Source organism: Bradyrhizobium sp. RD5-C2, from assembly GCF_019972155.1.
Classification (GTDB): domain Bacteria; phylum Pseudomonadota; class Alphaproteobacteria; order Rhizobiales; family Xanthobacteraceae; genus Bradyrhizobium.
Genome location: NZ_BOVL01000009.1, coordinates 140,273 through 163,604 on the forward strand (window position 1 = coordinate 140,273; position 23,332 = coordinate 163,604).

The following is a 23,332-nucleotide window of genomic DNA, read 5'->3' on the forward strand; positions in this document are numbered from 1 at the left end:
AAATCAATCCTTCGGCCGCAACTTCTCGATTTCGGCATCGCTGGGCAGATAGTCCGAGCCCTTGCGATAGGCTGTGTCCACCATGATGCCCTTGCCGTCCTTCAGCGCGGTCTTGCCGGTGAAGGCACCTAACGTCGACTGGTGATCGATCTTGCGGAAGGTGATCTCGCCGAACGGCGACGGCATCGAGATGCCCTCCGCCGCCGCAATCAGCTTCTCCGGATCGCTCGAGCCGGCTTTCGCGAGAATCGCCGCCGCCGCCTTGATGGTCTGGTAGCCGACGATCGAGCCGAGCCGCGGATAGTCGTTGTACTTGGCCTGGTAGGCCTTCAGAAACGCGTCGTGCTCCGGCGTCTTGATCGAATACCAGGGATAGCCGGTGACGATCCAGCCCTCCGGCGTCTCGTCCTTCAGCGGATCGAGATATTCCGGTTCGCCGGTCAGGAAGCTCACCACCGTGCGGCCCTTGAACAGGCCGCGGGTGTTGCCTTCGCGCACGAGCTTGACGAGATCGGCACCGAAGGTGACGTTGAGGATCGCCTCGGGGTTCGCCGCGGCAACCGCCTGTATCACTGGGCCGGCGTCGATCTTGCCCTGCGGCGGCCACTGCTCGTCGACCCACTGGATGTCGGGCCGCTTCTCCGACATCAGCTTCTTGAACACCGCGACCGCGGACTGGCCGTATTCATAGTTCGGTGCAATCGTCGCCCAGCGTTTTGCGGGAAGCTTCGCCGCCTCCTCCACCAGCATCGCGGCCTGCATGTAGTTGGAGGGACGCAGGCGGAAAGTATAGCGGTTGCCCTTCGACCAGGTGATGGCATCCGTCAAAGGCTCGGCAGCGAGAAAGAACACCTTCTTCTGATTGGCGAAATCGCTGACGGCGAGGCCAATATTGGAGAGGAACGTGCCGGTGAGCATCGCGACGTTCTCGCTCGACACCAGTTCGTTGGCCGCAGTCTGCGCATCCGCCGGCTTGCCGCCGTCATCCTTGGAAATGACGACGAGCTTCTTGCCGTTGATTCCGCCGGCCGCGTTGATTTCCTCCACGGCGAGCTGCCAGCCCTTGCGATAGGGCTCGGTGAACGCCGGCAGCAAGGAGTAAGAGTTGATCTCGCCGATCTTGATTTCGCTCTGCGCCAACGCCCGTGTCGTCATGGCGCTCGTTGCCATGGTCGCGACCGCGATCGCCAATCCCGCCCCTACGAAATAACCACGCATCCCGTCCTCCAGTTTTTCTTCAAAGAGATTATCGCAACCCGTCTTCGCCTTTGACTTCAGAAACCGTCAGCCCGCCGACGCGCGGCAGCGGCCGTCCGCTGTCGGTCACCGCCACCGCGACCATGATCTCGTTGGCCCGCGGCGCGTCGTTGATCTGCACCTCCATGCCGTCGAAGTGGCTACGCACGAAGGCTGCGTCCTTGTGCCCGAGCGGAATGTCCAGCGTGGTGCCGGGACCCGAGCGCTTCTTCGACGACGGGATCAGCGCCGCGCCCTTGGAGAGCACCTTGCGCACCGGTGCGCCCATCTTCGGATGCAGGATCGCTGCCGCGTGCTCGAGCTCGCCATTTTCGCCGACGGCGGCGGCCTTGCCGTAGCTGTGCGCCTTGGCGCCGTCGATGCCGAGCGCGGCGACTGCCCGCTTCGAAAGCAATTCGCCGAGTTCCTCGCCGATCGCGATCAACGGCGACAGATCCTCGACATACCGGCCGGCAAAGGGATTTTCGATCACCGCGATCGCGGCAGCACGCCGGGTCGGCGGCGCGATGGTCTTGCCCATCTCCAAATGGGTCTCCTCGACCACGGTGACGATCTTGCGAATGACGGCACTCATCTTGGCTCGCTCCCGGTCATGCCTGCAGCATGTATTCTGTCGTTGTTGCCTGAAACGTGTGCGACACTGGCGTCCCGTTCCCAGTTGCGCCGACAAGCCGCGTTTCGCCCAGTAGACGCAATGCCGCGCCCTCGATCAATCCCGACGTCAGGAGCATGCGCGCCCGCGCCGCCCCCGCCTCGAGCGCCTGCTCGATCTCATGTTCCGTCAGATGTCCGACATCGCGGGTCACGAGCCGTGCGCCGAGGTCGCTGTCGGGTTGCAACTCGCTCGCGGGAATGCGGAGGATCGCGGGATGACTGGGCAGATCGACCGCATTGGCGATCACGGTCGCGGCGGCATCGGCCTGTGAGGCCGTCCGCGCCAGCACGGTGACGGCATCGGCAATGCCGAGCGAGAAGCTGCGGCCATGCCGGCCGCTGGTCGCGATGCCGCGGACCGGCATATCGGCATCGACGGTCATGGTGCGCATCACACCACGGCGGTCCGGCCGGTCCATCAGGCCGACGGTGAACTGTTCGCCATCGCCGAGATGCAGCGCGATGTCACCGCCATTGTTGACATAGGCGCGGTCGAGCGCTGCTGCTCTCAGCATCGCGCCGAGAATTTCCTCAGCGACCGAGCCTGCGACCGCCGCCATCGGCGTAATGAAGCGATCGGCAGCAAACGGCGCGACCGCCGCATGCATACGCCGCGCGACCACGCCCTTCAGCACGCAGTGCTGCGGATCGGCCGCGCTCCGCAGCAACGCGAGTTCGCCGCAGAGCTCGTCAAGCAAGCCAGTGAAGCGTTCCGCCGCCGCCTGATAGGCGGCGCTGACGTCCCGGTCCGTGCCCTTGGCCTCGACAATGAGATCAATGGGGCCGTCCTGCAAATGCAGCCGCTTGCCGTCAGGAAGAAGCGCGATTTGCGGGAGCCGCCTCATGCGCGCCGCCCTGGAAGATGAGGCATCGGCCGGACTTCGGCGCTGTCGCGCAGCGACGACAGCGGCCGGACAAAATCCATATGGCCGCCGAGCGCCGCATAATCCGACAGCCGCATCGTGAACTCGATTGGCGCCACCAGGGCCGGCGTCGGCACGTAGCCGAAGGCGCCGGCCGGCATCTGCGTGACATCGACCATGAAGGTGATGCCGCCGCCCGGCCAGACATAGACCGGCGCGCCGCCGCTGGTCACCCGCGTCAGCGCGTCCTTGACCGAGCGGGTCAGCCGCACCGGATTGTCGGTGACGCCGGCGCGCAGCGAGCCGCCGGCGCCGCCCATGAACAGCACGGTGCACAGCGCCGGCTCGCAATTCTCCTGGATGCGCTCGACCGAGAATTTGAGGTCCGCGGGCATCTCGGTCTCGATCGGCTTCAGCGCTTCGTCCAGCACGTAGTAGGAGGCATGCTCGCCGGTGGTCGAGACCATCAGCATGGTGAGCCCGGGCCGCGCTTCCTTGGCATTGAAGGGGCCGAGGATCGACAGCGGATCGGAGATGTTGGTGCCGCCCCATCCGGTGCCGGGATCGGCGACCTGGAAATAGCGGCCTGGCGTCGAACGGCGGCCCTTCATCTTGATGCCGGTGTCGGCGATATCGAGCAGCTTGCCGGCCTGGTGCTCGCTGAGCACCCCGGTGATGTGGTCGTCGACCACCACGACCTCATCGACCTTGCCGTGCCACTGCTTCGCGAACATGCCGATGGTCGCCGAGCCGCAGCCGACCCGCATCCGCTCTTCCGCCATCCCATTGACGATCGGCGGCTTGCCCGCCTGCACCACCACGGTGGCGCCGCCGTCGATGGTCAACTCCACCGCCTTGCAGTTGGACAGATCCATCAGCGTGTCGCAGGTGACGCGCCCCTCTTTCTTGGAGCCGCCGGTCAGATGATGCACGCCGCCGAGCGAGAGCATCTGCGAGCCGTATTCGCTGGTCGTGACATGGCCGACCGCCTCGCCCTCGGCGCGGACGATCGCGGTCTCCGGCCCGAGATAGCGGTCGGTGTCGATCTTCAGCTTGACGCCGCAATAGGAGAAAATGCCCTCGGTCACCACGGTGACCATGTCGACGCCGTCGACTTCCGACGACACGATGAAGGGCGCCGGCTTGTAGTCCGGATAGGTGGTTCCGGCGCCGATCGCGGTGACGAAAAGTTCGGGATGACGGACGATCTTGCCGTCCCAGTCGCCGCTCGCCTGGAACGGCACCAGCTTGCCGCCATGCGAGACTGTGCGCTCCAGCACGACATGCGGATCGACGCGCACCAGCGTGCCGTCGTGATTGGCATAACGGTCGCACGCGCCGGCCGCGCCCGGCTTGATGTAGCACATCACCGGACAGGCATCGCAGCGAATCTTGTCGCCGGCGGCGACGGTCATTGTGTCAGCCATCGTGACCAAGCCTGGACTTGTGGCGGCGGTCGATCATACTGCGCTTCCGCCTCCCTGCCTATATCGTTCGTATACGAATGATCCTGCGCGCAGGTCTCAAACCTGTCAAGCGGGCTTTGCGATCAAAAGCTGCCATTCGCTTGCGCACCCTGTTCATAAAGCGTGCACTCGCTGCAGCGCGGCATGCCGCCGCTTGCACGTTTGTATACAAACGTTATCCTCATCGGCGAATTTGACGCTGACATTGCAGCGCAAACATCAGGGGAGAACCGGAGCAATGCGCCTGACCGTGAACGGCAGGAATCATGATGTCGACGCCGCTCCCGACACCGCATTGCTTTACGTGCTGCGCAACGATCTCGCATTGAACGGACCGAAATACGGCTGCGGGCTCGGCGAGTGCGGCGCCTGCGCGGTGCTGATCGACGGCGTCGCCGCGCGCGCCTGCGTGATTCCGATCGAAGGCTGCGCGGGGCGCAACATCGTCACGCTCGAAGGGCTCGGCAGCCGCGAGCATCCCGATCCGGTGCAGGATGCCTTCATTCGCGAACAGGCCGCGCAGTGCGGCTACTGCCTCAACGGCATGATCATCACCACCAAGGCGCTGCTGACGCGCAATCCCTATCCGTCCGAGCATGAGGTGCTGGAAGCGCTGCGCTACAATCTCTGCCGCTGCGGCGCGCATATCGAAATCATCCGCGCGGCGATGCGCGCTGCCGGCCACGTGTTCGAGGCGCGCGATTGATGTCGGGCGTACGGCCTCCAGAGCAACGCAAGCGCGGCTCGCTGTCGGTCGTTCGCCCTGCCGTGCTGGGCGCGGAAGGAGCGTTCGAGACCTTCATCACCATCACATCAGACGGTTCGGTCAACGCCTATAACGGCCATGTCGATCTCGGCACCGGCATCCGCACCGCGCTCGGGCAGATCGTCGCCGAAGAGCTCGACGTCTCCTTTGCCCGCGTGGTCGTGATCCTCGGCGACACCGCCGTGGTACCGAACCAGGGCGCGACGATCGCAAGCGAAACCATTCAGATCACCGCCGTTCCCTTGCGCAAGGCCGCCGCACAGGCGCGGCACTTTTTGCTCTCGCGCGCGGCGGAGCGGCTTGAGCTGCCCGCCGATGAGCTCACGATCGAGGACGGCCTGATCCGCGGCCATGACAATCGCAGCATCAGCTATGGCGAGCTGATCGCGGACGAGACCATCCGGCTCGAACTCGCCGACGACGTTCCAGTCAAGGCGGTGAACGCTTATTCCGTGGTCGGCAAGTCGGTGCCGCGGGTCGACCTGCCGGCGAAAGCCACCGGCGAACTTGTCTACGTCCACGATGTGCGCGTGCCCGGCATGCTGCACGGCCGCGTCGTCCGTCCGCCCTATGCCGGCGTCGACGCCGGACCGTTCGTCGGCACCAGCCTGATCGCGATCGATGAAGCTTCGGTGCGCGATATTCCTGGCCTTGTCGCGGTGGTACGGATCGGCGACTTCGTCGGCGTCGTCGCCGAGCGCGAGGAGAACGCGATCAAGGCCGCCGCGCAGCTCAAGGTGAGCTGGAAGCCGGGACCTGTTCTGACCGACCTCTCCGACATCGAGCAGGCGCTGCGCGCCAATCCCTCGACGCCGCGGCAACTGATCGACAGAGGCGACGTCGATGCCGCGATCAAGGCGGCGGCCAAACCGATGCAGCGAACCTACGTCTGGCCCTACCAGATGCACGGCTCGATCGGCCCTTCTTGCGCAGTCGCCGATTTCGGCGACGGAGCCATCCGGGTGTGGTCCGGCACGCAGAACCCGCACATCCTGCGCGGCGATTTGGCACTCTTGATCCAGCGGCCGGAATCCGAGATCGACATCATCCGGATGGAGGCCGCCGGCTGCTACGGCCGCAACTGCGCCGACGATGTCTCCGCCGATGCGCTGCTGCTGTCGCACGCAGTCGGCCGCCCGGTGCGCGTGCAGCTCACCCGCGAGCAGGAACACGCGTGGGAGCCGAAGGGCACCGCGCAGCTGATGGACGTCAATGGCGGGCTCAATGCCGACGGCAGCGTCGCCGGCTACGACTTCGTTACGCGCTATCCCTCGAACGGCGCGCCGACCTTGGCGCTATTGCTCACCGGACGGATCGCACCTGAAGCCACCGTGTTCGAGATGGGCGACCGCACCGCGATCCCGCCCTACGACTACGAGAACATACGCGTGGTCGCCAACGACATGGCGCCGATCGTGCGCGCCTCCTGGCTTCGCGGCGTCTCGGCACTGCCCAATACGTTCGCGCATGAATCCTACATCGACGAGCTTGCCGCCGAGGCCGAGGTCGATCCGATCGAATACCGGCTGCGCTACCTCAGGGATAAGCGCGCGATCGATCTCGTCAATGCGGTGGCCGAGCGCGCCGGCTGGACGCCGCGCCCGGTGCGGAAGGAGCCCGAGGCCGAAGGCGATATCGTGCGCGGCCGCGGCTTTGCCTATGCGCTCTATGTGCACAGCAAGTTTCCCGGCTATGGCGCGGCATGGTCGGCCTGGATCGCCGACGTTGCGGTCAACAAGGCGACCGGCGATGTCAGCGTGACCCGCGTCGTCGCGGGACAGGATTCCGGATTGATGATCAATCCGGAGGGCGTGCGGCACCAGATCGAAGGCAACGTCATTCAGTCGACCAGCCGCGCGCTGATGGAGCAAGTCTCGTTCGAGCGCGGCGCGGTGACGGCGCGGGAATGGGGCGCCTATCCCATCATCAAATTCCCCGATCTGCCTGCGATCGACGTCCTGATGCTGCCGCGGCAGGACCAGCCGCCGCTCGGTGTCGGCGAGTCCGCCTCGGTGCCCAGTGCGGCTGCGATCGCCAATGCGATCTATGATGCGACCGGCGTCCGCTTTCGCGAGCCGCCGTTTACGCCGGAGCGCATTTTGAAGGGATTGCACGGCGAGCAACCCGCAGCGCCCGCGGCGCTTCCCTCACCCGCGCCGCCGGCCGATCTCAACAGGTGGCAAAACCCGTTTGCGAAACGCGGCGGCGTACTCGCCGGCATTGCCGCGCTCTGCGCCGCGGCGATCGGCATCGGCGCGGCGGTGCTGCCGTGGCGCGCTATTGCGCCGATCGCGCCGCCCGATGCCTCGGTCTATTCCGCCGCGACGATCGCGCGGGGCAAGGAGCTCGCCGCGCTCGGCGCCTGCGCGGTCTGCCATACGTCGGAGCACGGCACCCTGAACGCCGGCGGTCGGCCGCTCGAGACACCGTTCGGCACGATCTACACGACCAACATCACGCCCGATATCGACACCGGCATCGGCGCCTGGTCCTATCCCGCGTTCGAGCGCGCGATGCGCGAGGGCATTCATCGCGACGGGCGCCATCTCTATCCAGCGTTTCCCTACACGCATTTTGCGAAGACCACCGATGCCGACCTGCAGGCGCTGTACGCCTATCTGATGGCGCAAGCGCCGGTGCGCGCCGAGACGCCGCCGAACGCGCTGGCCTTTCCGTTCAACCTGCGCCCGCTGCTCGCGGGATGGAATGCGCTGTTCCATCAGCCCAGCACATTCCAACCCGATCCATCGAAGTCGGCGATCTGGAATCGCGGCGCCTATCTAATCGAGGGTCTCGGCCATTGCAGCGCCTGCCACTCGCCGCGCAATGCGCTGGGCGCCGAACGGCAAGCGGCCTATCTCGCCGGCGGCTTCGCCGAGGGCTGGGAGGCGCCGGCGCTGACGTCGCTGTCGAAGGCGCCGATCCCCTGGAGCGAGGACGAGCTCTACGCCTATCTGAGCACCGGCGAGTCCCGCCTGCACGGCGTTGCCGCGGGACCTATGGCGCCGGTCGTGCAGGAGCTCACTGTACTGCCCGACCAGGACATCCGCGCGATGGCGGTCTACCTCGCCTCGTTCAACGAGCCCGCCGATCGGCCCGCGCACGATGCCGTGGCCGCCAAACTCGAGGCCGCCACGGCCGTAACCACCGCGGCCTCGGCCGGCGCGCGGATCTATCAGGGCGCTTGCGCCGTCTGTCACGAGGTCGGCGGCCCGCCGCTGTTCGGCACCCGACCGTCGCTGGCGCTGAACAGCAATTTGCACAGCGACGTGCCGGACAATCTGATCCAGGTGATCCTGCACGGCATCGCCAAGCCGGCCGTGACAGATCTGGGCTACATGCCGGCCTTCAAGGACAGCATGAGCGACGGCCAGGTCGCCGAGCTCGCCTCCTTCCTGCGGCAGCAATTTGCCCCGGGCAGACCGGCCTGGACCGATGTCGCCGCCACGGTCGGCCGTATACGGCAGACCATAGCGCGCTGACCTGCCATGTTCCGCCCGATACCCACTGGGCGGGCGGCGCGGGGCAGGTTAAGGTTCCCGCATGACCGTGACAGACATCGCGACCCGGACCTACAACCACGGCTGGCGGCTCGACCCGATCGTGCGCAGCCTGCTGGACACCGATTTCTACAAGCTGTTGATGCAGCAGATGATCCGGGAAAGCTATCCGGACACACGCACGACCTTTTCGGTGATCAACCGGTCGACCCATATCCGGCTTGCCGAGGTCATCGACGAGGGTGAGCTGCGCGCCCAGCTCGACCACGCCCGCACCATCCGCTTCACCAAGAAGGAACTGATCTGGCTCGCCGGCAACACGTTTTATGGCAAGACCCAGATGTTCTCGCCCGATTTCATCAACTGGCTCTCGACCTTCCGCCTGCCCGAATACGAGCTGCACAAGGTCGACGGCCAGTATGAGCTGCATTTCCACGGGCCGTGGACCCACACCACGATGTGGGAGATCCCGGCGCTCGCAATCCTCAACGAGCTCCGCTCCCGCGCCGCGACCAAGACCTACGGCCGCTTCGCGCTCGATGTGCTCTACGCCCGCGCCAAGGCCAAGCTGTGGGCCAAGGTCGAGCGGCTGCGCAAGCTTGACGGCTTGCGGCTGTCCGATTTCGGCACGCGCCGCCGCCACGGCTTCCTGTGGCAGCGCTGGTGCGTCGAGGCGGTGAAGGAAGGCCTCGGCCCGTCCTTCACCGGAACGTCGAACGTGCTGCTCGCGATGGACAACGACCTCGAGGCGATCGGCACCAATGCGCATGAGCTGCCGATGGTGGCCGCGGCACTCGCCAACGACGACCAGGAGCTGCGCTGGGCGCCCTATCGCATCCTCGACCAATGGCGCCACGCTTATGGCGGCAACCTCCTGATCGCCCTGCCCGATGCGTTCGGCACCAAGCCGTTCCTGCGCGACGCGCCGGATTGGGTCGCCGACTGGACCGGCTTTCGTCCCGACAGCGCGCCGCCGATCACCGCCGGCGAAGACATCATCAAGTGGTGGAAGCAGAAGGGCCGTGACCCCAAGGAGAAGCTGTTGGTGTTCTCCGACGCGATGGATGTCGGCTCGATCGAGGAGACGTTCCATCACTTCAAGGGACGCGTGCGCGTCAGCTTCGGCTGGGGCACCAACCTCACCAACGATTTCGTCGGCTGCGCGCCTGATGGCACCGCCGAGCTCGATCCGATCTCGATCGTCTGCAAGGTGACGTCGGTCGACGGACGCCCGGCCGTGAAGCTGTCCGACAATCCGGAGAAGGCGACCGGCATCCCCACAGAGGTCGAGCGCTATCTGCGCGTGTTCGGCAATGTCGGCCGCGTTCGCACCGCAGTTCACGTTTAAATTCGCGGACCAACCATTTCCCATCGACTGACCTGACGAGCTTCGCATGCCCGCACCCAAGCCGCCTGCCTTCGAAACCCTGAGCCTGCACGCCGGCCAGCGCCCCGATCCCGCGACCGGCGCGCGCGCGGTGCCGATCTATCAGACCACGTCCTACGTCTTCCAGGACGCCGATCATGCGGCGGCGCTGTTCAACCTGGAACGTGCCGGCCACATCTACACCCGCATCTCGAACCCGACGACTGCGGTTCTGGAAGAACGCATCGCGGCGCTCGAATGCGGCGTCGGCGCGATCTGCACCGCCAGCGGCATGGCCGCGATGCATCTCGCCATCGCGACGCTGCTCAATGCCGGCGACCATATCGTCGCCTCCGCCTCGCTCTATGGCGGCACGATCAACATTTTGGCGCACACGCTGCCGCGCTTCGGCATTACCACGACCTTCGTGAAGCCCCGTGCGCTCGACGAGTTTCGTGCCGCGATCAAGCCGAATACGCGGCTCGTGATCGGCGAGACCATCGGCAACCCCGGCCTCGAAGTGCTCGACATCCCGGCGGTGGCACAAATCGCGCATGATGCGAAGATTCCGCTGCTGATCGACAACACCTTTGCAACGCCCTATCTGAGCCAGCCGATCGAGCTCGGCGCCGACATCACGATGAATTCGGCGACCAAATGGATGGGCGGCCACGGCATCGCGATCGGCGGCGTCATCGTCGATGGCGGCCGGTTCGACTGGCGCGCCTCCGGCAAATTCCCGCAGCTCACCGAGCCCTATGCCGGCTATCACGGCATCGTCTTCGACGAGCAATTCGGCAAGGCCGCCTTCATCATGCGCGCCCGCACCGAGGGCCTGCGCGATTTCGGCGCCTGCCTGTCGCCGACCAACGCCTTCCAGCTCTTGCAGGGTATCGAGACGCTCGGCGTCCGCATGGATCGCCACATCAGCAACACCCATGCAGTGCTGGATGCCCTCACCGCGAACAAGGCAGTCGACTGGGTGCTGCATCCGTCGCTGGAGACGCATCCGGACTACGCGCTGGCGAAGAAGCTGTTGCCGCGCGGCGCCGGCTCGATCGTCAGCTTCGGCATCAAGGGCGGCCGCGCCGCCGGCAAGAAGTTCATCGAGCAGCTGAAGCTGATCAGCCACCTCGCCAATGTCGGTGACGCCAAGACGCTGGTGATCCATCCCGCCAGCACCACGCACCAGCAGATGGATGCTGATCAGCTCAAGGCCGCCGGCATCGGCGAGGAGCTGGTGCGGCTGTCGGTCGGCATCGAGACCGCGCAGGACATCATCGACGATCTCGGCCAGGCGCTGCGCGCCTCGCAAAGGACTTGAGGCCATGCAGCTTTCCGTCAACGGGTCAGACACCTTCATCGCTACCGGCGGCAAGCCGTTCGATCCGCAGCTCGCCACGGTGGTGATGATCCACGGCGCCGGCTTCGACTCTTCGACCTGGGCGCTGCACAGCCGCTGGTTCGCCCATCACGGCTATTCCGTTCTGGCGCCCGACCTCCCCGGCCATGGCCGCTCCGCCGGCAAGCTGCTCGCGACCGTCGCCGAGATGGCTGACTGGACCGCCGCGCTGATTACTGCGGCCGGCGCGTCGAAGGCGCGGCTGATCGGTCATTCGATGGGCTCGCTGATCGCGATCGAGACCTCGGCGCGACATCCCGACAATGTCTCCGGCCTCGCGCTGATCGGCACCGCCGCGACCATGACGGTCGGCCCCGATCTGTTGAAGGCGGCCGAGGCCAATGACGTGGCCGCGATCGACATGGTCTCGATCTGGGGACTCGGCTTCAGGGCCGAGCTCGGCGGCAGCCTCGCGCCCGGCCTGTGGATGCACCAGGGCGCGCAGCGGGTGCTGCAGGAGGCCAAGCCCGGCGTGCTGTACAACGACCTCAACGCCTGCAACGCCTACCAGAACGCACTCACCGCCGCGGCCGCGGTCAAGGTGCCCGCGACCTTCGTCCTCGGCGAGCGCGACATGATGACCCCTGCCAAGGCCGGCAAGGCGCTCGCCGCGGCGACGCCGAATGCGCGCGTTGTGGTGTTGCCGGGCGCCGGCCACATGATGATGGTCGAGCAGCCCGACGAGCTGCTGGCGGCGCTGCAGTAATAGCGCTTGAGGTCCCTCTTCCTTCTCCCCTTGTGGGAGAAGGTGGCGCGGATGCAATCCGCGCCGTTGTCTCCGCGGATGGAGACGCCTCAGCCGGCTCCGATGCTTTCGCATTCGAGGTGCGCCGCCAAAATATCGAAAACAACCCCATGCACAGTAACAGGGCTGCCGCCGGCCCTCGGACGAGCAACTTGACACGTCGGGCAACTCAGCGATATCTTCTATTATTCCGAATTTTCGCAAGTACCACCGATCCTTCAGGAAATCCGACTCGCCATCACCAGCAAGGCAGCGAAGCAACCGATCGGTGCGAGATGGGAAAACTCCCGATGTCGCAGGACGGTCAAAGCTGCTGCTGCGAGAATGACGGCGCAGAGGATCAAGCCTGCTGCGCGGGTTGCCGGTAGTGCAACCAGGATGGCGGCCGATATCTCCAATCCGCCGGTGACCCGGCACCACCACGCGGGATACCCCCATCGAACAAAGTCGCTCCGCGTCGTCGACGTCGCGATCGCATTGAACAGACCAGCACTGGCGAAGGCAGCGGCAAGCAGCCTGATGAATATCAGGTGCATGACTTAAGCGACCGCCAACGCATAGGCCCGTAACTCGTCGATGATCGATCCCCGCGAAGGATTCCAGCCGAGTTCGCGCTTTGCCTTCTCGCTCGAGATGATCTGATCGGAGGCGATCGCATCGGCGAAACCCCAGAGGACCTTGCGCGCTTCTTCGAGCGGCCATGCCGCTACTCGGCCCCCGGCACCGCCCAGCTCGCTCGCTGCGCGTGCGATCTCGATGAGCCGCGGCGCCGAACCGTGCGCGCCATTGAAGACGGATCCCGCCGGTGCCCGCGCGAGCGCGAGCGCATAGAGATCGGCCAGATCGTCGGCATGCACGGTCGACCAGCGATTTTGACCGTCACCGACATGAAGCGCCGCACCGTGTTCCTTGGCCGTTGCGACCATCATCATCGCGGCGCCGCCCCAGTTGCCATACACCCAAGCAGGCCGGATAACGACCGGATGGACGCCCTCGGCTTCGGCCGCGAGGATCTCGCGTTCCAGGGCCTGGCGCCAGCGGACCATCTCGACCGGGTTCAGTGGAGTGCGCTCGGTCACTGGCGTGTCACCCGTGGAGCCGTAGACCAAACTGCCACTGGTATAGATGAAGCGCTTACCCGTTCCGCGCTGGGCTTCGAGGATCGCGCGCGTCGCAATCTCATCGAGCGACGCAGCGTTCTGATCGTTGGGCGAAGCGGCATGGACGACGGCGTCCACGCCTCGCACCGCCGAGATCAAGCTCACCGGGTCGGCGAGCTCACCCATCTCCGCTACGAAGCCTCGGTCGAGCAGCTTGGCCGCGCTGGCTTCCGACCGGGCGAGTCCCACGACTTCATGGCCTGCCTCTTTCAATCGGTGCGCTACCGCACCGCCGATCAAGCCAGTCGCGCCTGTTACCAAAACTCGCATGTCGATCACCCTTCAATTTCGGTGAATCCAACAAAGCGGAACGGCAATGCGGATGGAAATCGCGAGTTCTGATGTGGCGCTATCGATCGCGCCGATGGCGTCAGGCCGAGGCGGCGATTCTGGTGATGATGCCGCGCAGCCAGGCAATGGCCCCATGGGTATCCGCCCGCCGGTGCCACATCAGGTGGAGTGGCCAGGTCGGCAGTTCGAGCGGCGGATCATAAATCGCTATGCCTGCTCCGGTACCAGCGAACCTTCGTGCGACCCGGGAGGCCAGCGTCGCGACGAGGTCGGTCCCGGCGATCACGAAAGGGGCGGCCAGGAATTGCGGCAGGCTCAGCACGACCCGCCGTTCGAGACCGAGATCGGCAAGCCTCAGATCGACGATCCCGGAGCGGTCGCCTTCCGGAGAGACCAGAAGATGCGGCGCCGCTGCGAAAGCCTTCAGGCTTGGACCATCCGCGAACGCCGGGTGTCCCTCCCGCACGACGCAGGCGAAACTCTCAAGAAAGAGCGGGCTGCTGATAATGCGCGCCGACGTCTCGACGGGGAAACCGATCGCCAGGTTCGCCTCGCCGCTGTCGAGCAGCGTGATGGCTTCGTCTCGTCCGAAGATCCCGCAGACCCGCACATTGATGTGCGGGGCGTCGATGCTGAGGCGGGCCATCAGCGACGGCAACAAAACGAACGCCGCATAGTCGCTCATCGCGAGCGTGACGGTATTGTCGGCCGTCGCGGGGTCGAAGCTATCGGCCTGTAGCGCGCTCCGGAGCAGCCGGAGCGCATCCGAGACGGGACCAGCAAGGTCATGGGCGCGGGGCGTCGGCTGCATGCCTGAAGGCGTTCGCACGAACAGCTCGTCCCCAAGAAGCTCTCGCAAGCGCGTGAGTGCTCCGCTCATCGCCGACTGGCTGAGGCCGATCCGCGATCCGGCGCGCGTCACGTGGCGCTCCGCGTACAGCGCATCAAAGGCCTTCATCAAATTAAGGTCGAAGCCGGCTATATCCATGTGGCCGACCATAAGCGAATGCGCCGAACGGGCATAGCGGCCATACGTCAAGCGCACGCCGGCGCCGTCTGCAAAAGGTCAATAGGCGCCGTCCTCCTTCCAATCTATGCTAATGTGGTGCGTCATTTGGCGCAGATGGAGCGTGCACTCTCAGGTTAGGAGGCCGATGCATGAAGATGAAGATTGTGACCGTCGTGGGCGCTCTCGGAGCGGCCTTGGTGCTGTGTAGCCTCGGAGCGTCCGACGCTGAAGCCCGGGCGCGGAAGGCACAAGTCGTTCATGAACGAGCGAGGGTCGTTATCTCGACGCCCGTGATAACGCCGACTCCGTGGGACTATTATATTGTTCCACGATATCGCTATCGCCCAGAAGACGACCGCGTCGATCCATATGGGCCGCCTCTGGTGTCGTCTTGGCTCCTCTATGAAGGGTGGCGGTGGCCATACTGGTGATGAACAGCGACCACGCCAAACGGATCGCATTCGGAGAGAAGCCGGTGATGGCCCCCTGACGGACGCGGCGGTGGAGCGTAGCGCCCGGCCGCGCGACGGGAGGGTTCCTTTTTGCTCGCCGCCGGTGTTTCCTCTGTCACGGCGGAGAACGGGCATGCAGGGATCGCTGGGAGAGAAGATCGGCGATGGGCTTTTCGCTGATGTCTACGCCTGGGCGCCCGGTCAGGTCGTCAAGTTGTCCAAGCCAGGTATCCCGCAATGGGTCGTCCAGCACGAGACGCAAATGACCCGCGCGGTCTTCGCCGCCGGCGGCCCAGCGCCGGAGGTGCTCGGCGAAGTCACCCTGGACGGCCGCTTTGGCATCGTGCTGCCGCGGTTCGATGGGCCGACCCTGACGCAGGCTACGCGCACCGGCGCCATCACGCGTGAACAAGCGGGCGCAATCCTTGCGACGCTCTGCCTTGCCGTTCACAAGACGCGACCGCCGCCGGACGCACTCTCGCTGCGCGAGGCGATGGACGCCAGATTGCGGTTCGGCGGCAAAGTGCTTCCAGAGCGCATCACGACCGGCGTCCTCGCGCTGATCGAACACCTCGCGCCCGATGACGTTCTGTGCCATTCCGATCTTCACCCCAGCAACGTGATCATGACGGCGCAGGGTCCGAGACTGATCGACTGGCTCGGCGCGGCTCGTGCGCCCGCCGCCTACGAGATTGCACAGTGCCATATCCTGCTTGCCGAGATTGGCCCGGAACACGCCGACGATCCGGATCGGGCCACGGTCAATTCGGTTCTGCAGGCGGAGTATGCGAGGCTGGCCGGCATAGCCCCTGCGGCGCTGACGGCGGCGATGCAGCCCTATTTGCCGATCGTCCGCGTCTTCCTCCTGCTCGGCGGGGCGATGCCTGACATGCGGGAGCGGCTGATCCAGCGCGTCGAGGCGGCCCTGCGCTCCGTGGGGTGATTACTCTCGGTCATCGCGCTCCGCCTATGGTGATTGACCGTCACAGCAACACGGAGGCTGAAGATGCAGGGATCGCTGGGGGACAAGATCGGTGAAGGCGCCTACTCCGAAGCCTACGCCTGGGCGCCGGGGCAAGTCGTTAAACTGTTCAAGCCCGGCTTGCCGCGACGGATGCCCTGGTTCGAGGTGCAGATGATCCGCGCCATCCACGCCGCCGGCGCTCCGGTGCCGGAGGTGTTCGGCGAGGTGACCCTGGACGGGCGCTTCGGCATCGTGCTGCAGCGCCTCGATGGACCGACCCTGCTGCAGCTAACCCGAACCGGCGCGGTGACGTTCGAACAGGCCGGCGCGATCGTCGCGGCTCTTGCCATGTCCATTCACAAGACACCCCTGCCGCCGGAGGTCCTCTCCATGCGCGAGTACATGGAGGCTCAGCTGGGGCACGACGACGGCAAGCTCCCGAAGCACATCGCGACTGAAATCCTCGCGCTGATCGATCGCCTGCCGCCGGGCGACGGGCTTTGCCATACCGACCTGAGCCCCGGTAACGTGATCATGACAGCGGAAGGCCCAAAGCTGGTCGACTGGATCAGCGCGATGTGCGGGCCCGCCGTCCTCGAGCTTGGGTTCTTGCGCGTGATCCTGTCCGAGCTCGGGCCGGAAGTCGCCGACAATCCGGAGCGGCCGCGCGCGACCAATGCGGCGGCGCAATCCGAATATGCGCGGCTGGCCGGCATGTCTCTCGCGGAGCTAACGGCGGCAATGGAGCCGTATTTGCCCATCGTCCGCACCTTCGCCGTTCTCGGCAACGCGGTGCCTTCGCTGCGGGAGCGGCTGATCCAGCGCATCGAAGCGGCACTGCGCTCGGAAGACTGAATTGCTTTGGTTGCGCGCGCGCGAGCCCAAGTGGCCTGTCGAAGCGAGCCGTCAGCGTCCTCTCGGGCTCACTGCTTCGCGGGCTTCCTCTCGATCGGGTGGATGTCGATCGCGCGCAGGCGGCCGAGACGAAGCACGTCCAGCGACAAAGTGCGGTCGATCCGGCTGTGATCGAGTGCGCGGATCAGGTCGTCGACACCGTGGATCTCGACGCCGTCGAGCCTGATCACGACGTCGCCGGGCAACAGGCTGGCGCGCGCGGCCGGGCTGTCCGGCTCGATCTGCATCAGGAGCGCACCCATCTTGTTCTCGATGCCGGCGAGCACTGCATGCCGCCGCGGCACCGGCGCGGTCTGGCCCGCGACGCCGATATAGGCGCGGCGGACATAGCCGTGGCGGATGATCTCCGACAGCACGAACTGCGCGGTGTTAGAGGCGACCGCAAAGCAGATGCCCTGCGCGCCGTTGATGATTGCGGTGTTGATGCCGATCACCTCGCCGTTCGACGACACCAGCGGGCCACCGGAATTGCCGGGATTGAGCGCTGCGTCGGTCTGGATCACGTCCTCGATCGTGCGCCCGCTGACGGAGCGGATCGAGCGGCCCAGCGCCGACACCACGCCGGCGGTGACCGTCGATTCGAAGCCGAGCGGATTGCCGATCGCGACCACGAGCTGGCCGCGCCGCAGCGTCTTGGAGTTGCCGAGCGAGGCATAGGCCAGATCGCGCGCGCCGTCGGCCCGCAGCAGCGCGAGGTCAGTGTCGGGATCGACGCCGAGCACATGGGCATCGGTGTCGAAGCCCTCGGTGTCGCGCAGGCGGATCTCCTTGGACGATCCGACCACATGGCTGTTGGTCAGCACGAGGCCGTCGGGCGAGATTACGATGCCCGAGCCGAGCCCGCCGCGCTCGCGCCCATTGCGCACCTTGGGTCCGGTTTCGACACGAACCACAGCGGGGCCGACGCGATCGGTGACGTCGATCACGGCATTGGAATAGGCATCCAGCAACGCCCGGTCATCGGTTTGAGCAGCATCAGCCGCCCGCGATGACGGCGTGTCAGCGGCGGTATCTGAGGTAAAATCCAGCATGGCGAGAGTCCTTTGGTCCCCTCAGATGGTGACCTGCTCCCGCCGCCGCAAGTGGTTACGCCTGCACCTGCCCGATCGGCTAGGTCGCCCCGCGCAGCGTGCCGCCGCGCGCCTTGACCGGATCGAGCAGCGACCAGTCGCCGTCCGGCAGCACGTAGCCCTTCGGGAACGGCGCGCGCAGCTCGAGCCCGAGCGAGCGCAGCACGCGGTCGTCGCGGTAGTAGCATTGCAGCACGACGCGGACGAGCGTGGCTGCGGCGGCGCCACGGCTCCGAAACTCCAGCGCGACCGTATCGCGCCTGGCCTCGTCGAGCTCGGCAAGCGGCTTGCCCGCAAGCTGAGCCAGATGATCCAGCGCCTGCGCGACCAGCGCGGTGTCGCGGCCGAGCGTTGCCAGCATGTCAGCCTGGATCACGGCATCATCAGCCCCCGGCACCTTGTACTCTTCACTGGCGGGCACGATCATCGCGGCGACGGTGCGCAGATCGGCGCGCTGGGCTGCGGTCAGTTGTTTGTTTTCGGACATGTCGGTCTCAATCGAACAGATTGGCGAGGCGCTGCTTCATCTGGTCGGCGATGTAGAGCGCAAGGGCCTGGATGGTGGAGGTCGGATTCACGCCGCCCGAGGTGACGAAGATGCTGCCGTCGACGATGAACAGGTTCTTCACGTCGTGCGAGCGGCCCCATTCGTTGACCACGGAGCGTGCGGGATCGGTGCCCATCCGCGCGGTGCCGAGCAGATGCCAGCCGCCCCAGGGGATCGGCGCATTGACGCAAAGGTCGGTGGCGCCGCCGGCTTCGAGAACTTCGCGGCCGCGCGCCAGTGCATGGTCCATCATCTTGCGGCTGTTCTCGCTGATCGTGTAGTCGATCCGCGGTGCCGGAATGCCGTGGCTGTCCTTGCGCACCGGATCGAGTGTGACGCGGTTGTGCTCTTCCGGCAGATCCTCGCAGATCGCCGAGAAGCCGAGCCGATGACCGTTCAACTTGCGGAAAACGCGGTGATGATCCTTGCCCCAGGGCAAGATGCCCTTCTGCTCGCTCGACACGGCCTCGAACACCGGTCCCGCCCCGCGGACGAACTGGACACCATAGCCGCGGACGAAGCCGCGCGAGAGGTCCGTGTCATACCACTCCTTGCTCCACAGGCAGGTCGGCGGCGCGCGGTTGGAATCGGTCGGCTCGGCGACATAGCCGTAGATCTGCGCATAGGGATGGAACATCAGGTTCTTGCCGACCAGGCCGGACGAGTTGGCGAGGCCGTTCGGGAATTTCCCCGACACCGAATTGAGCAACAGCCGCGGCGTGCCGACGCCGTTGCAGGCGACGATGACGACCTCGGCCGGCTGGAATTGCTCGACGCCGTCCTTGTCGTAATAGACGACGCCGGAGGCCATGCCGTGTTCGTTGGTCAGTATCTCGCGCACCCGGCAATGCGTCTTGACCTCGACCCCGGCGCGGATCGCGTGCGGCCAGTAGGTAATGTCGGTCGAGGACTTGGCGCCCTGCGCGCAGGCCGGCGTGCAATGGCCGAGATTGATGCAGCGCGCCCTGCCCTCGTAATCCGTCGTCGCAACCGTCGTGTCCGACGGCCACCAGTGCCAACCGAGCTCGTTCATCGCCTTGCCTATCATCGGGCCGGACAGGCCGAGCGGCTGCGGCGGCATCGGCGGATGCGACAGCGGCGACAGCGGATCGCCGGACAGGCCCGACGTGCCCATCATGCGATCGTTCTCCTCGAAGAACGGCGTCAGTGCGTCGTAATCGATCGGCCAGTCATCAGCGACGCCGTCGAGCGTCCTGACCTTGAAGTCGGAGGGGTGCAGCCGCGGCCAATGCGCGGTGTACATCACGGTCGAGCCGCCGACGGCGTTGAAGTTGACGACCTTGATCGGCGAATTGTCGTCGTTGATCGGATAGTCCTCCGGCCGCTTGCGGATGTTGGGGCTGGACGACCACTCGCCGTAGAATTTCGCCTCCCAGTCACGCCCGGTGCTCGGATACTCGGCAGGGTTCATCCAGCCGCCCTGATCGAGGCAGAGGATATGCATCTTGGTATCGGCGAGGCTCCAGGCTATCGCGGCGCCGGAGGCCCCGGCGCCGATGATCAGGACGTCAACGGGATCGTTCTTCATTCTTGTTTCCTGGTATTGCCTTCATCGTCATTGCGAGGAGCGACAGCGACGAAGCAATCCATCTCTCCACTTGTGGCTCCATGGATTGCTTCGCTTCGCTCGCAATGACGGGGTGATGCGGCTCAATTCACGATTCTCACCGGCAAGCTTCGTATACCGCGGATGAAATTGGAATAGAGCCTTTGCGGCGGGCCCATCAGCTTAAAACGCAGATCGCGCGCCAACACCTCCTCCCAGAGGATGCGCAATTGCTGCTCGGCGAGGCGGTCGCCGACGCAGCGGTGAATGCCGGCGCCGAAGGCGAGGTGCTGGCGCGGCTTGGCGCGGTCGATGATGAATTCGTCGGCCCGTTCGATCTTGTCCTCGTCGCGGTTGCCGGAGATGTACCACATCACCACCTTGTCGCCCCTCCTGATCCGCTTGCCGGCGAGCTCGACGTCGTTGCGCGCGGTGCGGCGCATGTGCAGCACCGGCGTGTGGTAACGGATGGTCTCGGAGACGAGGTTCGGGATCAGCTCGCGCCGGGCGCGGACCAGCCCGAATTGCTCGGGGTTTTCCACCAGCGCCATCAGCCCGGCCGACATCGAATTCCGCGTCGTGTCGTTGCCGCCGACGATCAGGAGCCCGATGGTGCCGATGAACTCGCGCGGCTCCAGATTCCGCGTCGCTTCCGAATGCGCCAGCATCGAGATCAAATCGAAGGTCGGCGGCGCATCGACCCGCGCGTCCCATAGCTTGCGGAAATATTCTCCCATCTTGATCAGCTCGGCGGTGCGTTCAGCCTCCGAATGCACCACCGCGTCGGGGGACTCGATATTGGCGATTGCGACATCCGACCACCAGGTCAGCTTGGCGCGGTCTTCTGCGGGAAAGTCGAACAGCGTCGCCAGCATCATGTTGGTGAGGTCGACTGAGACCCGCTCGGCCCAGTCGAAGGTCTCGTTGCGCGGCAGCGCGTCGAGTACGGCCGCGGTGCGCTGGCGGATCAGCGCATCGAAATTGGCGAGGTTCGACGGCGCCACGATCGGCGCGACCGTGCGGCGCTGCGCGGTGTGGCCGGGCGGGTCCATGCGGATAAAGCTCGGCCGCTCCTGTCCTTTCGGCTGGTCAGCGACCTGGATACCGCCGAGTTCGGAGGCCGAGGAATAGTTCTGATGATCCAGCTCGACCGCGAAGATGTCGTCGTAGCGCGTTACCGACCAATACGGGCCGTAAGGCGAAGCCTCGCAATAATGCACCGGGTCGTCGCGGCGAAGCTGCGCAAACAGCGGCCGCCAGGTGTCGTCCTGATAGAGCCGGGGGTTACTGACATCTGTCGACGTCGGCCTGCGCAGCGCCTCTCCCATCGCCTCACTCCCGCTGGTTCCGTCGCCGCTTGGCGGGCGATCGTCTTGTCGAAGCGACGATAGAGGAAATTCTGCCGCCGAGTAAAGCCGCGGAACGGACCGTCCGCCGCGCGGAATGCGCGCAGGCCGGCGCACCCGGCAAATCGCGATAGCTGCCCCGCTGCTCGATGTTTGTCGGCAGCGGCAAGACCGGCTAGCCTTGCCGGCAATCAACCGATCAGGGAGCGACGACAGGTGGCCGCAACGCGCCAGGACAACAGCCCCGAGAACGCCGCGCTGGACTACGACGTCATCATCATCGGCGCCGGCCTGTCCGGCATGTATCAGCTCTACCGGCTGCGCGAGCTCGGCCTCACGGCGCGCGTGTTCGAGGCCGGCACCGGCGTCGGCGGCACCTGGTACTGGAACCGCTATCCCGGCGCACGCTTCGATTCCGAAAGTTACTCCTACGGCTATTCGTTCTCGAAGGAGCTGCTCGCGGAATGGGAGTGGTCGGAGCATTTCGCCGGCCAGCCCGAGACCCTGCGCTACTGCAACTACGTCGCCGACAAGTTCGATCTGCGCCGCGACATCCAGTTCGAAAGCCGCGTCACATCGGCGATCTACCAGGACGATACACGAAGCTGGCAGGTCACGCTGGAAAGCGGCGCGTGCCACTCGTGCCGTTTCCTGATCACCGCGATCGGCCCGTTGTCGACCCCGACCCTGCCGCGCATCGAGGGCCGCGACGATTTCAAGGGGCAATCCTTCCACACCGCGCGCTGGCCAAAGGAGAAGGTGGATTTCGCCGGCAAGCGCGCCGCCGTGATCGGCACCGGCGCGACCGGTATCCAGACCATCCAGACCATCGCCGGCGAGGTCGGCCACCTCACCGTGTTCCAGCGCACCGCCAACTGGGCCGCGCCGCTGCACAACGGCAAGATCGACGCCGAGACGCAAGCCAGGATCAAGGCCGGCTATCCCGAGATCTTCGCGCGCTGCAAGGAGACCTTCGCCTGCTTCGTCCATACGCCTGACCCGCGCGGCGCGTTCGAGGTCAGCGACGCCGAGCGCGAGGCGTTCTACGAAAAACTCTATGGCGAGCGCGGCTTCGGCATCTGGCAGGGCAACTTTAGGGACATCCTGATCGACCGCAAGGCGAATGCGACGATCAGCGACTTCGTCGCGCGCAAGATCCGCCAGCGCGTCAAGGATCCGGAGGTCGCCGAGAAACTGATCCCGACGAACCACGGCTTCGGCACGCGGCGGCTGCCGCTCGAGACCTTCTATTACGAGGTCTACAACCGCGACAATGTCGAGCTTGTCGATCTCAAGGCGACGCCGATCGAAAAGATCACGCCCGAGGGCATCCGGACGACAGAGAAGGACTACGCCTTCGATATCATCATCTACGCCACCGGCTTCGACGCCATCACCGGCAGCTTCGACAACATCGATCTCCGCGGCGCGCACGGCGTGCGGCTGAAGGAGAAATGGACGCACGGCCCGGAGACTTATCTCGGGCTGATGGTCGACGGCTTCCCCAACATGATGATGCTGATGGGCCCGCACACCGCGCTCGGCAACATCCCGCGCAGCATCGAGTACAGCGTCGACTGGGTCACCGGCCTGATCCGCTTCGCCCAGGAGAGAGGCCTGACCTTACTCGACGCCACGCCCGAGGGCACCGCCGACTGGACCGATCATGTCAAGGCGCTCGGTGTCGGGCTGCTCTCCAACGAGGTCGATTCCTGGATGACCGGCATCAACCGCAACGTCGACGGCAAGCAGACCCGCATCGTCGCCCGCTACAGCGGCAGCGCGCCGGCGTATCGCGCACGGTGCGATGAGGTGGCTGCGAAGGGTTATGCGGAGTTGAGGTTGGGGTGAGCTTGGTCGCTCTCTTGGTGAGACGAGGCGCCTGCCCATCCACCACCGTCGTCCTGGCGAAAGCCAGGACCATAACCACCGCATTCAGTGATGAACGGGATCGTGGCCCCAGCATCGCGCAACGATCAATTTTGGGGTAAG

At 65.5% G+C, this 23,332-nt stretch carries 19 protein-coding genes; 8 read left to right on the plus strand and 11 right to left on the minus strand.

Going from position 1 to position 23,332, the window contains the following annotated elements; translation table 11 throughout:
- Positions 1 to 3: 3 nt before the first annotated feature.
- The 4 genes from BraRD5C2_RS10310 to BraRD5C2_RS10325 are packed head-to-tail and all read right to left on the minus strand — an operon-like array spanning position 4 to position 4,201.
- Positions 4 to 1,218: an ABC transporter substrate-binding protein gene (locus tag BraRD5C2_RS10310; protein WP_223968162.1), complete on the minus strand. Its 1,215-nt coding sequence runs from the start codon at positions 1,216 to 1,218 to the stop codon at positions 4 to 6.
- Positions 1,219 to 1,246: 28 nt separating this feature from the next.
- Positions 1,247 to 1,831, minus strand: coding sequence for an amino acid synthesis family protein (locus BraRD5C2_RS10315; protein ID WP_223968163.1), 585 nt, complete (start codon positions 1,829 to 1,831; stop codon positions 1,247 to 1,249).
- Between the two features lie 16 nt (positions 1,832 to 1,847).
- Positions 1,848 to 2,756: a UPF0280 family protein gene (locus BraRD5C2_RS10320; protein ID WP_223968164.1), complete on the minus strand. Its 909-nt coding sequence runs from the start codon at positions 2,754 to 2,756 to the stop codon at positions 1,848 to 1,850.
- Entirely contained in the window at positions 2,753 to 4,201 is a 1,449-nt protein-coding gene (locus BraRD5C2_RS10325) for a 6-hydroxynicotinate reductase (RefSeq protein ID WP_223968165.1), read from the minus strand. Before BraRD5C2_RS10325 ends, BraRD5C2_RS10320 begins: the two co-directional genes overlap by 4 nt.
- Positions 4,202 to 4,478: 277 nt before the next feature.
- On the opposite strand from BraRD5C2_RS10325, the gene BraRD5C2_RS10330 reads away from it, so the two are divergent.
- From BraRD5C2_RS10330 to BraRD5C2_RS10350, 5 genes are all read left to right on the plus strand, one after another.
- Entirely contained in the window at positions 4,479 to 4,946 is a 468-nt protein-coding gene (locus tag BraRD5C2_RS10330) for a (2Fe-2S)-binding protein (protein WP_223968166.1), read from the plus strand.
- Positions 4,946 to 8,488: a molybdopterin cofactor-binding domain-containing protein gene (locus BraRD5C2_RS10335; RefSeq protein ID WP_223968167.1), complete on the plus strand. Its 3,543-nt coding sequence runs from the start codon at positions 4,946 to 4,948 to the stop codon at positions 8,486 to 8,488. The genes BraRD5C2_RS10330 and BraRD5C2_RS10335 overlap by 1 nt, the downstream gene beginning before the upstream one ends.
- Before the next feature lie 61 nt (positions 8,489 to 8,549).
- Positions 8,550 to 9,854 (plus strand): nicotinate phosphoribosyltransferase, encoded by a 1,305-nt coding sequence (pncB, locus tag BraRD5C2_RS10340; protein ID WP_223968168.1) that lies wholly within the window; start codon positions 8,550 to 8,552, stop codon positions 9,852 to 9,854.
- A gap of 46 nt (positions 9,855 to 9,900) precedes the next feature.
- Positions 9,901 to 11,196, plus strand: a complete 1,296-nt coding sequence (locus BraRD5C2_RS10345; protein ID WP_223968169.1) for an O-acetylhomoserine aminocarboxypropyltransferase — start codon at positions 9,901 to 9,903, stop codon at positions 11,194 to 11,196.
- Positions 11,197 to 11,200: 4 nt separating this feature from the next.
- The gene (locus BraRD5C2_RS10350) at positions 11,201 to 11,980 is read left to right on the plus strand and encodes an alpha/beta fold hydrolase (protein ID WP_223968170.1); all 780 of its coding nucleotides are present in this window, start codon (positions 11,201 to 11,203) and stop codon (positions 11,978 to 11,980) included.
- A 257-nt stretch (positions 11,981 to 12,237) separates the two neighbouring features.
- On the opposite strand, the gene BraRD5C2_RS10355 is transcribed toward BraRD5C2_RS10350, so the two are convergent.
- The 3 genes from BraRD5C2_RS10355 to BraRD5C2_RS10365 all read right to left on the minus strand — a co-directional run bounded on the left by BraRD5C2_RS10355 (position 12,238) and on the right by BraRD5C2_RS10365 (position 14,458).
- Positions 12,238 to 12,555: a DoxX family protein gene (locus BraRD5C2_RS10355; RefSeq protein WP_223968171.1), complete on the minus strand. Its 318-nt coding sequence runs from the start codon at positions 12,553 to 12,555 to the stop codon at positions 12,238 to 12,240.
- Positions 12,556 to 12,558: 3 nt separating this feature from the next.
- Positions 12,559 to 13,449, minus strand: coding sequence for an NAD-dependent epimerase/dehydratase family protein (locus tag BraRD5C2_RS10360; RefSeq protein WP_223968254.1), 891 nt, complete (start codon positions 13,447 to 13,449; stop codon positions 12,559 to 12,561).
- Between the two features lie 100 nt (positions 13,450 to 13,549).
- Complete coding sequence (locus BraRD5C2_RS10365; RefSeq protein WP_223968172.1) at positions 13,550 to 14,458, minus strand: LysR family transcriptional regulator; 909 nt, start codon at positions 14,456 to 14,458, stop codon at positions 13,550 to 13,552.
- A gap of 606 nt (positions 14,459 to 15,064) precedes the next feature.
- On the opposite strand from BraRD5C2_RS10365, the gene BraRD5C2_RS10370 reads away from it, so the two are divergent.
- Together BraRD5C2_RS10370 and BraRD5C2_RS10375 are read left to right on the plus strand one after the other, a co-directional pair.
- Positions 15,065 to 15,874, plus strand: a complete 810-nt coding sequence (locus tag BraRD5C2_RS10370; protein ID WP_223968173.1) for an aminoglycoside phosphotransferase family protein — start codon at positions 15,065 to 15,067, stop codon at positions 15,872 to 15,874.
- Between the two features lie 63 nt (positions 15,875 to 15,937).
- The gene (locus BraRD5C2_RS10375) at positions 15,938 to 16,750 is read left to right on the plus strand and encodes an aminoglycoside phosphotransferase family protein (RefSeq protein ID WP_223968174.1); all 813 of its coding nucleotides are present in this window, start codon (positions 15,938 to 15,940) and stop codon (positions 16,748 to 16,750) included.
- 68 nt (positions 16,751 to 16,818) lie between these two features.
- On the opposite strand, the gene BraRD5C2_RS10380 is transcribed toward BraRD5C2_RS10375, so the two are convergent.
- The 4 genes from BraRD5C2_RS10380 to BraRD5C2_RS10395 form a co-directional block, all read right to left on the minus strand.
- Positions 16,819 to 17,841 carry a S1C family serine protease gene (locus tag BraRD5C2_RS10380; protein ID WP_223968175.1) on the minus strand — a complete coding sequence of 341 codons (1,023 nt, stop codon included), beginning with the start codon at positions 17,839 to 17,841 and terminating at the stop codon, positions 16,819 to 16,821.
- 79 nt (positions 17,842 to 17,920) lie between these two features.
- Positions 17,921 to 18,367, minus strand: a complete 447-nt coding sequence (locus BraRD5C2_RS10385) for a hypothetical protein (protein WP_223968176.1) — start codon at positions 18,365 to 18,367, stop codon at positions 17,921 to 17,923.
- Between the two features lie 7 nt (positions 18,368 to 18,374).
- Positions 18,375 to 19,976: a GMC family oxidoreductase gene (locus BraRD5C2_RS10390; RefSeq protein WP_223968177.1), complete on the minus strand. Its 1,602-nt coding sequence runs from the start codon at positions 19,974 to 19,976 to the stop codon at positions 18,375 to 18,377.
- Between the two features lie 122 nt (positions 19,977 to 20,098).
- On the minus strand, positions 20,099 to 21,322 hold the full coding sequence (locus tag BraRD5C2_RS10395; protein WP_223968178.1) for a cytochrome P450: 1,224 nt from the start codon (positions 21,320 to 21,322) through the stop codon (positions 20,099 to 20,101).
- Between the two features lie 234 nt (positions 21,323 to 21,556).
- Between BraRD5C2_RS10395 and BraRD5C2_RS10400 the strand changes: the two genes are divergently transcribed.
- Positions 21,557 to 23,191 carry a flavin-containing monooxygenase gene (locus BraRD5C2_RS10400; RefSeq protein ID WP_223968179.1) on the plus strand — a complete coding sequence of 545 codons (1,635 nt, stop codon included), beginning with the start codon at positions 21,557 to 21,559 and terminating at the stop codon, positions 23,189 to 23,191.
- Positions 23,192 to 23,332: the final 141 nt, after the last annotated feature.

Bases quoted from the DNA above. Each gene is read 5' to 3' on its own strand.
- BraRD5C2_RS10395 (WP_223968178.1), bottom strand. From the start codon at position 21,322: ATGGGAGAGGCGCTGCGCAGGCCGACGTCGACAGATGTCAGTAACCCC.
- BraRD5C2_RS10345 (WP_223968169.1), top strand. From the start codon at position 9,901: ATGCCCGCACCCAAGCCGCCTGCCTTCGAAACCCTGAGCCTGCACGCC.
- BraRD5C2_RS10375 (WP_223968174.1), top strand. From the start codon at position 15,938: ATGCAGGGATCGCTGGGGGACAAGATCGGTGAAGGCGCCTACTCCGAA.
- BraRD5C2_RS10360 (WP_223968254.1), bottom strand. From the start codon at position 13,449: ATGCGAGTTTTGGTAACAGGCGCGACTGGCTTGATCGGCGGTGCGGTA.
- BraRD5C2_RS10385 (WP_223968176.1), bottom strand. From the start codon at position 18,367: ATGTCCGAAAACAAACAACTGACCGCAGCCCAGCGCGCCGATCTGCGC.
- BraRD5C2_RS10315 (WP_223968163.1), bottom strand. From the start codon at position 1,831: ATGAGTGCCGTCATTCGCAAGATCGTCACCGTGGTCGAGGAGACCCAT.
- BraRD5C2_RS10330 (WP_223968166.1), top strand. From the start codon at position 4,479: ATGCGCCTGACCGTGAACGGCAGGAATCATGATGTCGACGCCGCTCCC.
- BraRD5C2_RS10325 (WP_223968165.1), bottom strand. From the start codon at position 4,201: ATGGCTGACACAATGACCGTCGCCGCCGGCGACAAGATTCGCTGCGAT.
- BraRD5C2_RS10335 (WP_223968167.1), top strand. From the start codon at position 4,946: ATGTCGGGCGTACGGCCTCCAGAGCAACGCAAGCGCGGCTCGCTGTCG.
- BraRD5C2_RS10355 (WP_223968171.1), bottom strand. From the start codon at position 12,555: ATGCACCTGATATTCATCAGGCTGCTTGCCGCTGCCTTCGCCAGTGCT.
- BraRD5C2_RS10370 (WP_223968173.1), top strand. From the start codon at position 15,065: ATGCAGGGATCGCTGGGAGAGAAGATCGGCGATGGGCTTTTCGCTGAT.
- pncB (WP_223968168.1), top strand. From the start codon at position 8,550: ATGACCGTGACAGACATCGCGACCCGGACCTACAACCACGGCTGGCGG.
- BraRD5C2_RS10365 (WP_223968172.1), bottom strand. From the start codon at position 14,458: ATGGATATAGCCGGCTTCGACCTTAATTTGATGAAGGCCTTTGATGCG.
- BraRD5C2_RS10390 (WP_223968177.1), bottom strand. From the start codon at position 19,976: ATGAAGAACGATCCCGTTGACGTCCTGATCATCGGCGCCGGGGCCTCC.
- BraRD5C2_RS10380 (WP_223968175.1), bottom strand. From the start codon at position 17,841: ATGCTGGATTTTACCTCAGATACCGCCGCTGACACGCCGTCATCGCGG.
- BraRD5C2_RS10320 (WP_223968164.1), bottom strand. From the start codon at position 2,756: ATGAGGCGGCTCCCGCAAATCGCGCTTCTTCCTGACGGCAAGCGGCTG.
- BraRD5C2_RS10350 (WP_223968170.1), top strand. From the start codon at position 11,201: ATGCAGCTTTCCGTCAACGGGTCAGACACCTTCATCGCTACCGGCGGC.
- BraRD5C2_RS10310 (WP_223968162.1), bottom strand. From the start codon at position 1,218: ATGCGTGGTTATTTCGTAGGGGCGGGATTGGCGATCGCGGTCGCGACC.